General features: G+C 54.4%; 11 protein-coding genes. 7 read left to right on the forward strand and 4 right to left on the reverse strand.

The genetic code is table 11. The annotated features are described in order from the left end of the window. Positions 1-378 precede the first annotated feature (378 nt). From ABQ298_14510 to ABQ298_14520, 3 genes are read right to left on the reverse strand one after another with little or no spacing between them, the layout of a single operon-like run. Entirely contained in the window at positions 379-957 is a 579-nt protein-coding gene (locus tag ABQ298_14510) for a helix-turn-helix domain-containing protein (protein MEQ9825595.1), read from the reverse strand. Beyond that, positions 954-1523 (reverse strand): redoxin domain-containing protein, encoded by a 570-nt coding sequence (locus ABQ298_14515; protein MEQ9825596.1) that lies wholly within the window; start codon positions 1521-1523, stop codon positions 954-956. The genes ABQ298_14510 and ABQ298_14515 overlap by 4 nt, the downstream gene beginning before the upstream one ends. Positions 1524-1525: 2 nt before the next feature. After that, a complete protein-coding gene (locus tag ABQ298_14520; protein ID MEQ9825597.1) occupies positions 1526-2542 on the reverse strand; it encodes an NAD-dependent epimerase/dehydratase family protein in 1017 nt (338 codons plus the stop codon). Positions 2543-2823: 281 nt separating this feature from the next. Here ABQ298_14520 and ABQ298_14525 point away from each other — a divergent pair, with 281 nt between their 5' ends. From ABQ298_14525 to ABQ298_14540, 4 genes are all read left to right on the forward strand, one after another. After that, positions 2824-3921: an alpha-L-fucosidase gene (locus tag ABQ298_14525; protein MEQ9825598.1), complete on the forward strand. Its 1098-nt coding sequence runs from the start codon at positions 2824-2826 to the stop codon at positions 3919-3921. After that, entirely contained in the window at positions 3918-4454 is a 537-nt protein-coding gene (locus ABQ298_14530) for a DUF1697 domain-containing protein (GenBank protein MEQ9825599.1), read from the forward strand. Before ABQ298_14525 ends, ABQ298_14530 begins: the two co-directional genes overlap by 4 nt. Before the next feature lie 391 nt (positions 4455-4845). Beyond that, complete coding sequence (locus ABQ298_14535; protein MEQ9825600.1) at positions 4846-5274, forward strand: hypothetical protein; 429 nt, start codon at positions 4846-4848, stop codon at positions 5272-5274. A 138-nt stretch (positions 5275-5412) separates the two neighbouring features. Beyond that, positions 5413-7422, forward strand: coding sequence for a glycoside hydrolase family 97 protein (locus tag ABQ298_14540; GenBank protein MEQ9825601.1), 2010 nt, complete (start codon positions 5413-5415; stop codon positions 7420-7422). Between the two features lie 15 nt (positions 7423-7437). On the opposite strand, the gene ABQ298_14545 is transcribed toward ABQ298_14540, so the two are convergent. Beyond that, positions 7438-7713 carry a tetratricopeptide repeat protein gene (locus ABQ298_14545; GenBank protein MEQ9825602.1) on the reverse strand — a complete coding sequence of 92 codons (276 nt, stop codon included), beginning with the start codon at positions 7711-7713 and terminating at the stop codon, positions 7438-7440. 45 nt (positions 7714-7758) lie between these two features. Between ABQ298_14545 and pnuC the strand changes: the two genes are divergently transcribed. The 3 genes from pnuC to ABQ298_14560 form a co-directional block, all read left to right on the forward strand. Beyond that, positions 7759-8361: a nicotinamide riboside transporter PnuC gene (gene pnuC / locus ABQ298_14550; protein ID MEQ9825603.1), complete on the forward strand. Its 603-nt coding sequence runs from the start codon at positions 7759-7761 to the stop codon at positions 8359-8361. After that, entirely contained in the window at positions 8358-8885 is a 528-nt protein-coding gene (locus ABQ298_14555) for an ATP-binding protein (protein ID MEQ9825604.1), read from the forward strand. Before pnuC ends, ABQ298_14555 begins: the two co-directional genes overlap by 4 nt. A 218-nt stretch (positions 8886-9103) precedes the next feature. Continuing rightward, positions 9104-10738, forward strand: a 1635-nt coding sequence (locus ABQ298_14560) for a N,N'-diacetylchitobiose phosphorylase (protein ID MEQ9825605.1), incomplete at its 3' end; no start/stop codon positions are given.

The raw sequence follows: 10738 nt of genomic DNA on the forward strand, positions 1-10738 counted from the left end.
ACGTTGTCCCTTCGTGCAGCAGGTTAACAATACCATTATTGTTTAAACAACTGAATCCCATAACATCGGCTGGCGAATGCCAGCCTATAAGGCCTATGGCCACATAACGCTGTTACACAGCGCCAAAAAGGGTTTGTTTCCCCGACTCGTCGGGGTTTTTACAGCTCCGTGCCGAACAGTGTTTTGTCAAATCATGGGTTCAGTATCTCAACCAATCATTCGTATTGGAATCTCGAACTGCAACAACGCTCCGAATTCTCCCGAATTCAGCTACGCTCGATTGGGAGACTTGGGAGTACCAGTGGCTTGATGATGAGACGCGAGCTGGAAGCTCCCGCTACGATTTGCAACTTTCGTGCGAAAAATCTGCTCTTCCATTCAGGCATCGCCGCAAACTCCCCTAAGCCAGAGACGAATCTGATTGGCCTGCCTTTGGATCATCTGCGGGTCGCGATAGGCATGACCCAGCACGGCCACTCCTTCTGCCATTGCCAGGAGTTGCTCGGCGTGAATGAGCGCATCTTCTGGCGTCATGAATGAAGAGAATCGAGCAGTCATCCAGCGCAGAAGGAAATCAAAGCTGTCCCGCACTTCAGCCTGCAACTCCACGTTGCCCTTGCCGAGCTCATCGCAAAGGGTTCCGATCGGACAGCCGTATGCTGCCAGTTCGGCGGCGGCGGATTCCATCATTGCAATGACCCGTTCCAGACAGTCGTAAGCTTTGCCACATTCGAGCGACCATGCTTCGATTTGAGATCGAATCTGGTCGGTCTTTAAGGTGGCAACTGCACTCATCAACTCAGATTTGCTCTTGAAATAATACGACAGATGTCCCTTTTGGATTCCCAGTTTCTTCGCCACATCACTCAGCGATGTAGCCGCATATCCTTGCTCGTAGATCAATTCCCGGGCGACCTCCACGATGCGAGTTCGATTCAACTGGCTTTTATCTGTCATGCTCCTGTCCGCAAATGCCCATTGTTTAGAATGTTCAATCGCTCTTCGATCAACGACAAAGGCACATGGTCTCCGACATCCTTTCCATAATAGACTAAATCGATAATGCCAGATGGAGCGATAAGGAAATCTGCAGGCATGCGATGAAGCGGTCCCTCAACAGCACCTGGAAGATATCCACCTCTAAACGCTCTCAACACCTGCCCCAAACGCGCGAAGGCGGCTTTTGCAGCTCCGCTCCAGCTGGTTTCAACGCTCCATTCACGATAGTGGATCATTTCGGGATCTGCAATGATTGGGAAAGGCGCATCCTGACGTCCGACGTACCGCGCAATGGCCGATGCGGGCGACTGAAACACCGCAATGATGGAGAGTCCTTGGTCTGACAATCTTTCGTGCGAAGAAATGAGTTCCGCCATTCTCATGTTACAAAGCGGGCACGATGCATAGCGATAGAAACTCAGCAATACAACTCGACCCTGATATGCGCTTAACGAAATAGGCTGGCCGAGAAAATCAAGCGATTCGAGCTTCGGAGCGCTGGTGTTGGCAACAAGACGTGACATGGTCAGATCGCCTCCTTGGGTAGCGGTTTGAACATGCGCATCTTCTCGCTACTTCTCGATTTCATTTCCTGCATTTGCAGATCAATCGTCTCTTTCCAGTGACATTGCGGTTGATAGCCCAACAATGCTGCAGCGCGCTGATGGGTGAGCTGGCGCGGTGTGATCAGATGCACAAGGCTACGGGTCAGCAGCGGATCGCCGGGCAGGATCGAGTGAACTTGCTCCATCAGCCATGCAAACGCATACGCCACTGGATAGGAGACATTCACCATCGGAAGCGGAACCGCATGCTGCTCATGCAGGTATTCGACAACCTCACGCATCAGGGGAATCTCGGGTCCAACAATGTTGAAGCTTTCAAAGTTACCCAGTTTGCTCGATTGAGTGGCAGCAGCAAAGGCCGCAGCGATATCCCGTCCATCCACCAACGGCAAGGGCGCCATGCCCCGGCCCACCCAAGGCACTAACCTCGCGCGCAGCTTGGGTACAAGGATGGGAAGAATTCCCAGACTGTAGCGCCGCCCCACAAAGAATCCCAATCGCATCACAACCCCCTGAAATGCAGCATCGCTCAACGCACGCAAGCGGTTCTCAATTTTCACCACATTGGCCTCATGAGGCCAAAATTTTCGCTCCACTCCCAATTGCATGGCATCATCAGCCAATGCACTGGGTGCTGCGGTCAGTGTGCTCGCAAAATGAAACCGTTTCACACCAGCCCTCTTTGCTGCCTCCAGCAATGCAAGCGAAGGATTCAGAAACAACTCCCGTGATTCGCACTGATGCCCCCATAGTGCAGACCAGGCCGCAGCATGAACGACTTGATCGATCCCTTCCACCACATGATTGACATAAGCAGCATCCCGAAGGTCCCCCACCCGCACTGCTGATCGAAATGCCGGCAATAGTCTCGAAGGATTTCGGCAGGCGGCGATCACCTCAATCCCTGGAATTTTCGCAAGCGATTCGAGAACATGACTGCCCACAAATCCATTGGCTCCTGTAACAAGTATTTTCATTACCAATGCACTTCACCCTATATTTGACGTTCGTCAAATTATATTTTAACTTTCGTCCAATTCCTTACCTTCAATTCAAGCAATGCGGCAAACCCATGGAACATCGGGGCGTTGTCGGAAGTTGGCTTTGCAGACGATACCGCCATCTCTCAAGGAACCGAATTCCAGTGAAATTTTGAAAAAGCATGCAATTGCATGTTTTTTCTGACAGAGATGAATCCGAACCCAAACACCCCCCAAAACCCCAGTCATCGCTTCATCACGATTGTTCCCCTACAACCATGAATCCATCCAAAAGACCCAGACTCCTGCACGCTCTGCTGCTGACCGCTCTTCTCGCCTGCAACGCCTGGGGCATGACGCCAAAAACAGAATCCCTGGACGATTACCACACACGCCTGAACTGGTTCGCACAGGCCCAATACGGCATGTTCATTCACTTCGGACTTTATTCGCAGTTGGGCGGCGAATGGAAGGGCGAGCAGGTGGGTGGGTATTCCGAGTGGATCCAGGCCCACAAGAGCATTCCGCGCGAAGTTTATGCGGATCTCATCAAAGGGTTTAATCCGACTGCATTTGATGCCGATTTCATCGTGCAAACGGCAAAACAGGCAGGCATGACCTATTTGGTCATCACCGCCAAACACCATGAAGGCTTCTGCCTTTGGGACAGTGAATACACCGAATTTGACGTTGCCAACTCACCGTTCGCACGTCGCGATATTCTCGCCGAACTCAGGAAGGCGTGCAAGCAGCATGGCATCAGGTTCGGTCTCTACTACAGCATTATCGACTGGCATCATGCTTCCCAAGCACCACGAATGGCGCAAACAGATGCGTTTCAGCGCTGGGGCCAAACAGTCATGCTCGACGGGAAGAAGCAGGACTACATCACCTACCAGACCCAGCAGGTTCTCGAGCTGATCAAGCGATACGACCCTGCGATCCTCTGGTTTGACGGTGACTGGACTGACTGGTGGACCATGCAGGACGGACTCCGACTGTACGCCACCATCCGCAAAGCGTCTCCCGACATCATCGTCAACAACCGGGTGGCAAAGCGGGACCACTTTCAGCTGGACTACGTAACCCAGGAGCAGATGCATTTTGAGGACAGCTTTCCCCGGCACTGGGAAGCCTGTTATACCCTGAACGAGTCATGGGGACACAAAAAACATGACCATGAGTGGAAGCGTGCGGAAACGGTCTATGCAAAACTGAAGGACATCAACCAGAAGGGCGGCAACCTGCTATTGAATGTCGGTCCCGATGGGAACGGCCAGGTGCAACCGGAAGCCATCAGCGTGCTGAGAGAGGTCGGGGAAATGCTTCGCTCCCACCCGATCCAAAAGCATGTTCCCACAACCGTAAACCCATGAAATATATAATCCTGTTGCGAGGTATCAATGTCGGCGGACATAAAAAAGTGCAAATGGCAAAGCTGCGCGAAGTGCTGACGCAAGCTGGATATTCCGGCGTGAAAACACTGCTGGCTTCCGGCAATGTCGTGCTTGAAAGCCCCGAAGAAAGCATTAGCCACCTGGAAAACAGGATTTCTGCCCTGTTAGAAACGGCATTCGGCTTTTCCATTCCGGTGCTGGTGAGGATGGGAGAGGACATCCTCAACATTATTCGCGAAGATCCCTTCAAAGACATCGAGGTCCACAAAGACATCCGTCTTTATGTCACTTTTTTAAGAAATGAACCCGAAACCCCGATTGAAGCGCCCTGGGCGTCGGCAGATGGTTCATACCGGATTTTAGCCGTCAAGGATCGCATGCTACTGAGTGTGTTGGATATTTCGGTGAAAAAGACAGTCGACGCGATGCAGGAGGAGGGAAAAGCACTGGGCAAGGAGATCACCACCCGCAACTGGAATACCGTGATAAAAATCGGGAAGCTATTGCAATAAAGTCCACCCCCTGCACCCGTCGCCGTCGATCAGCTTTTCGGCCTAAAACTGAACCGATGCGGATAACCTCAGCGAGCGGCCAGCCTCTGGCAAGCCTGCCACCCGTTGCAACTGACTATTGTAACCAGCCGTTGCCTGATCGACATAATACTCTTCAAACAGGTTACTCACAGCCACTACTCCGAGAGGGAGAATGACAACTCCGAGAATGAGCAAATCACTTGTGAGAAAAACTCCCTATATGCAGAGAGACACCCGCAAAGCAGACTGATTGTCATCACGCGCTGAGATTGAATTGAATCTGCTCGGTAGGTGCCTGGAAGCCAGAGTGGTATAAGAACCCCTGAAAGCGGGGATCCGAAAAAAACCGCACCAGCACACGGTAATCAAAATGCCATTCGATGAGGTCGTGGTGGGTGATGAAAGGCAGCCGCTTTTTTTGAAGCTGCTGAGTCAATTCGTTGGTCTCAAGCTCCAGCGGGAAACACTGATCCCAGCGGTAGTTTTTTACGACCTGCTGCCCCTTATAGGGACGCCAAATATCCACAAGAGGGAGGTGACTGAGGTCATCCCGATTAACCCCAAGCTGGAACTGATCGGCGATGCGTTGGACATAGTGGTTTTGGAAGTTTCTACGTTCCACGAGGATGAAGACTCGGCTCATGTCCATGATGAACTCGTAAGGAAGCCAGAGCTTGTTTCGTTTCTGGTGGGAGGTCGGAAACAGGGCAACTGGACGGTAAAAACCGAAACAGGCATCCCCGCTGTTTTTGAGAAAAAGCATGAATTCGGTGTTCATGATGCTCAGCATGAATACTGAACAAACGTTTATCAATCTAAAAATACCGGGCCGATTGAAAATGGTCTCAGTACCGCGCTCTACAGTATGTGCAACTTGCAGGAGCTTCTTCTCCGCCTTTCTCCTTGATCCGCCTTGGGCGTGCATTACGATGCGCCCATGAAGACCACGACCCCACCCCTTCAACGTCTCACATTGGCCGGAATCAGCCTGATCGCCTTTGCACTCCCGGCCTTACAAGCCGACCCAGTGCAACTGGAGGTCCGCTCACCCAACGAACTGCTGCACGTCACGCTCACCCTCGACACCGAACTCCAGTGGTCGGTGCGCCATGGCGATACTGTGGTGCTGCAGCCCAGCGTGATGGCCATGACCCTTTCAACCGGGGAGATCCTCGGCTACCAGCCCGCGCTCAAGCATCACGAGATGCGCACCATTGATGAACGCTTTAAGACACCTTTCTATCGCAAGGCAGAAGTTCACGATCATTGCCATGAACTGACCGTGCATGTTGAAGGGGACTACGGCATCCAAATTCGCGTCTACGATGACGCCGTTGCCTACCGTTTCGTCACCACCCGCGCGGAAGTCCTGCAGATTCGCGATGAAACCGTTCAGTTCCGATTCGACAAGGACTATCCGGTGCGCATTCCCTACGCCAATGACTACCGGGACGGCACACCCTTCGTCTCCTCCTTCGAAGCCTACTATGACGAACAGGCGCTCTCCGAATTTCACACCAATGCTTATGCCCTGCTTCCCATGATGGTGGAACTCGATCATGGCAAAAAAGCTGTGTTGCTCGAGGCGAATCTCGAGGACTACCCAGGACTCTACCTGCAACCCGGAAACGCCAACCACTGCCTCCAAGGGGCGTTTGCCCGTATTCCCGAAGCTGTGCGTTTTGGCGGATACCAGACCATGAACCTCATTCCGACCCAACGCAGCGAGTACATCGCGGAAACCCAGGGTGCACGCGAGTTTCCCTGGCGCGTTATCGCCATCAGCACAGACGACTCGGAATTGCTCAACAACGACATCGCACAAAAACTCGCCGCACCCAGCCGGGTGAGTGACACCTCTTGGATTGTTCCCGGTCAATCCACCTGGGACTGGTGGAACGACTGGACCCTGCGCGATGTGGACTTCGAGGCGGGCCAAAATACAGCCACCTACCTGCATCACATTGACTTTGCCGCTGAGTTTGGAGTGCGTTACATCACCATCGACTGGGGGTGGACCGACATCAACGATCTTCATCAGCGCAATGCCGAGGTGGATCTGCAAACGATTGTGGACTATGGGGCCAGCAAAGGGGTCGGCGTCATCGTCTGGGCATCCTGGCGAGCCGTTCTCGACGCGATGGACACCATTTTTGAGGATCTGCAGCAGATTGGAGTAAAGGGCATGAAGATCGACTTCATCGACCGCGATGATCAGGTTGCAGTGGCCTCAGTCTATGCCATCGCCGAGCGCGCAGCCGAACACCAGCTCCTCGTCAACTATCACGGCATGTACAAACCATCCGGACTCCAGCGCACCTACCCAAACGTCATCAACTACGAAGGCGTAAAAGGGCTTGAAAACGAAAAATGGGCCGACGCCGATGCGCCACGTAATGCAGTGACCATTCCTTTCCTGCGCATGCTTTCGGGTCCGATGGACTACACTCCCGGTGCCATGCACAACGTCGTGCAGTCGCGCTTCAGCCCGATCAATGATGCTCCCATGAGCAAGGGTACACGCGCGCACCAGGCCGCGATGTATGTGCTCTACGATGCACCGCTGCAAATGCTGGCCGACAGCCCCTCCCGTTACCGGGCAGAACCAGAGTTCACCCGCTTGATCACGCAGCTGCCCACGACCTACGACCAATCCATTGCACTGCACGGTCAGGTCGGCGAATACCTCGCAATGGCAAAACAGAAAGACGGTGTCTGGTATGTGGCTTCCATGACCAACTGGACGGCTCGGGATCTAAAAATCGATCTCTCCTTCCTCGGTGAAGGCAGTTGGCAGGCAACCGTGCTTGAGGATGGTGTCAATGCCCACAAGGAGGCCACCGATCACCGCATCGTGCAAACGGAGGTGGACAACTCCCAATCCCTCACCGCCAGCATGGCAGGAGGCGGCGGTTGGGTGGCGATTCTGACGCCTCATCACCCCTGAACCCATTCTGCCCCTTCACGTCCCGGAAGTGCCACTGGAATCGATACTGAGCAGTGCGTCCAGATGCCGCTGGTATTTTGCGCGAACCTCAACGGACTGGGTCTGAGAAATGGCGTATTCCAACTCCTTCTGTCCTTCACGGATTGAGCCAGATTCGATCAGGCAACGCGCTTTCAGGAAATGGAACAGATGATAATCGGGCAGCAGTTGGATCGCACGATGCAAATGCCGCCGCGACTGACTCCACTGCCCCGCATCAAAAAGCAGTTCTGCAATGCAATTGCACCTCATTTGAACATGGACATTTTTCCACCGATGCCGTTTTGAATAAACCCCATGGACGCAATTCTCTCGCAAATGCAGCAAACCTCGTGGCTGGAGTGGTTGGGCACTCTGACCGGATTGGCTGCAGTGGTGCTCAGTATCCGCGAACGCGTACTGGCATGGCCACTTTTTGTCAGCTGTTATGCGCTCTACGTGGTGCTCAGTTGGCAGGCCTCGCTGCCAGCGGCAATGGCATTGAACGCTCTGTTCATCCCGATCTCACTATACGGCTGGTGGAGCTGGCAGCGCGGGCGTCAGCAATCCGCATGCGGGCAGGAAGCATTGTCCATTTCCCGCATGCCCGGGAAAATCCGAAACCTGGCAGTGATCAGCATTGCAGGTGCAACCCTCCTGCTCGGGTGGGTCAACCAACGCTGGATCGGGGGGGCTCTGCCCTATCTCGATGCCTTCGCCACCATCAGTTCGCTGGCGGCCCAGTGGATGCTCAGTCGCAAGTGGGTGGAAAACTGGATCGCGTGGATCCTCGCCGATCTCGCCTTTGCCCTGCTGTGGGGACTGCAGGGTTACGCGGTGACCGTCATCATGTTTGCAGTCTTTACCCTACTTGCCATCTGCGGGTGGTGCAGCTGGTACCGAACCCAGGCAAAGCCATGAGTTCAACCGACCCCCAACGCATTGTCATTATCGGAGCCGAATGCACCGGCAAAACCACACTGACCCGCGCCATTGCCGGGCAGCTTGCAGAACCGTGGTCCCACGAATATGTGCGCGAGTATGTCGATACCGTGAAGCGTGCGCTTCGCGCCGATGATCTCGACGCAATCGCCAGAGGGCAGCTGAAATGCGAAGATACCGCAGCAGCCAGTGCCTACCTGTACGTGCTTCACGACACCAACCTGCTCTCGTCCATTCTCTATGCAGAACACTACTTTGACACCCATATTCCCTGGGTCGACGAGGTGTTTGCACGACGCCGCTACCACCACTACTTCCTTTGCGAGCCGGATTTCCCCTGGCTGGCCGACCCTGGTCAGCGTGAGAGTCCTGAAGAACGCGCGCGGCTGCAAGGATGCTTCGAATCGATCCTGCATCGATATGACATCCCCTTCGTTCGCCTCAGTGGTTCGCTCGAAGAGCGCAGCGTCCGGGTAATGCAGTCGCTTCAACCGAAGTCCTGAATTGATATTCTATAGTAAGACCCAAATCAGCATAGCCGAGAACTCTGCGAATTTGATACTACTGCTCTGTCTGAGTCTGCCACACCCCAGACTCAGCACCCAACGACCATTGACGCGCCATTTTATGGCAAGCCACACCTGCTCCCCATCGGAAATTTTCACAGCGTGAAAGCCCCATTGAGCACACATTTCAAAAAACACCAACCCTACGACACGACATGCAATTCGGACACTTTGATGATGCCAACCGGGAATATGTAATTGATCGCCCGGACACCCCTCGTTCCTGGACCAACTATCTCGGTTCCACCGAATACGGAGCGATCATCTCCAACAATGCCGGTGGCTACAGTTTTTTCCGCAGTGCAGCCGATGGCCGCTTCACGCGCATGCGCTTCAACAGCGTGCCGATGGATCAGCCCGGCCGTTACTTCTACCTGCGCGATGCGGATAGTGGCGATTTCTGGTCGAGTTCCTGGCAACCCGTCGGCAAGCCGCTCGATACCTACCAATCGACTTGTCGCCATGGCACCGCTTACACCACCATCGATTCCAACTACAGCGATATCCGCACCGAATCCCTCTACTTTGTTCCCCTCGGTCAAGCCTTTGAATACTGGAAGCTCAAGGTGACCAACACAGGTAATCGCCCGCGCAGGCTGTCCGTGTTCACCTATGTCGAATTCGCCAATTTCTGGAACCACGATCAGGATCTCGTCAACCTGCAATACAGTCAGTACATCGGCAAGGCGGTCTTCAAGGACGGCCTCGTTCAGATGGCGGTCAATGACAATCTCGAGCGCGACTGGCGCGACGCGGTGGGTGAAAACAACGCACAGCTCAGCTGGATGACCCTGTTGGGTTCTCCTGTTTCCGGATACGATCTCAGTCGCGAAACCTTCATCGGACCCTACGGTTCCTACGCCAAACCCGACGTCGTAGCATCCGGGGCGTCCACGCAATCCACCACCTATGGTGACAACTCCTGTGGCGCGCTGCGCACCGAAGTCGAACTCGCGCCCGGCGAGTCCCGCGAGCTGCTGGTGATGCTCGGCGTGGGCGATGCGTTCATCGAAGGCAAAGCGGCCATCGCAGAGTTTGGCAAGCTCGAGCAGGTCGATGCCGAGCTGGAAAAAGTGAAGCAGTTCTGGCACTCCCGCCTGAACAGTCTCTCCTGCAAAACACCCGACCCTGAATTCGATTCCATGGTCAATGTGTGGAATGCCTACAATTGCCTGATCACTTACGCATGGTCCCGCGCGGCTTCCTTTGTCTACAATGGGGAGCGCAATGGTCTCGGATTCCGCGACACGGTGCAGGACATCCTGGCTGTGCTTCCGGCCATTCCGGAAGAAGCGGGAGCGCGACTTGAACTCATGCTATCCGGTCAGTTCTCCAATGGTGGCGCGCTGCCCGTAGTCAAACCGTTTGAGCACAAACCGGGCACGATCCCGGAGATCCCGGCGGGCGAGTTCCGCTCGGATGACTGTCTCTGGTTCTTCAATACCGTCCCGGCCTATGTTGCTGAAACCGGCGATCTCGATTTTTACCACAAGGTCATCCCCTATGCAGACAAGGGTGAAGCGACCGTGATGCAGCACCTGCGCCGCGCACTCGAGTTCAACATCGAACGCTCCGGCGCCAACGCACTGCCCTGCGGTCTGGCGGCCGACTGGAATGACTGCCTCAAGCTTGGGTATCGCGGAGAGTCCCTGTTTGTTGCCTTTCAGGTGCGCTTGGGACTCGGTGTCTATGCCGAGATTGCCGAACGCATCGGGCAACCCGAAGAAGCGGCCTGGGCACGGTCACAGCGCGACCAACTCGATGTTGCCATTCAGAAGACCTGCTGGAGC

Source organism: Puniceicoccaceae bacterium (assembly GCA_040224245.1).
GTDB lineage: Bacteria > Verrucomicrobiota > Verrucomicrobiia > Opitutales > JAFGAQ01 > JAKSBQ01.

Coding starts and splice junctions, on each gene's coding strand:
- ABQ298_14510 (MEQ9825595.1), bottom strand. CDS start 957: ATGACAGATAAAAGCCAGTTGAATCGAACTCGCATCGTGGAGGTCGCC.
- ABQ298_14515 (MEQ9825596.1), bottom strand. CDS start 1,523: ATGTCACGTCTTGTTGCCAACACCAGCGCTCCGAAGCTCGAATCGCTT.
- ABQ298_14520 (MEQ9825597.1), bottom strand. CDS start 2,542: ATGAAAATACTTGTTACAGGAGCCAATGGATTTGTGGGCAGTCATGTT.
- ABQ298_14525 (MEQ9825598.1), top strand. CDS start 2,824: ATGAATCCATCCAAAAGACCCAGACTCCTGCACGCTCTGCTGCTGACC.
- ABQ298_14530 (MEQ9825599.1), top strand. CDS start 3,918: ATGAAATATATAATCCTGTTGCGAGGTATCAATGTCGGCGGACATAAA.
- ABQ298_14535 (MEQ9825600.1), top strand. CDS start 4,846: ATGCCATTCGATGAGGTCGTGGTGGGTGATGAAAGGCAGCCGCTTTTT.
- ABQ298_14540 (MEQ9825601.1), top strand. CDS start 5,413: ATGAAGACCACGACCCCACCCCTTCAACGTCTCACATTGGCCGGAATC.
- ABQ298_14545 (MEQ9825602.1), bottom strand. CDS start 7,713: ATGAGGTGCAATTGCATTGCAGAACTGCTTTTTGATGCGGGGCAGTGG.
- pnuC (MEQ9825603.1), top strand. CDS start 7,759: ATGGACGCAATTCTCTCGCAAATGCAGCAAACCTCGTGGCTGGAGTGG.
- ABQ298_14555 (MEQ9825604.1), top strand. CDS start 8,358: ATGAGTTCAACCGACCCCCAACGCATTGTCATTATCGGAGCCGAATGC.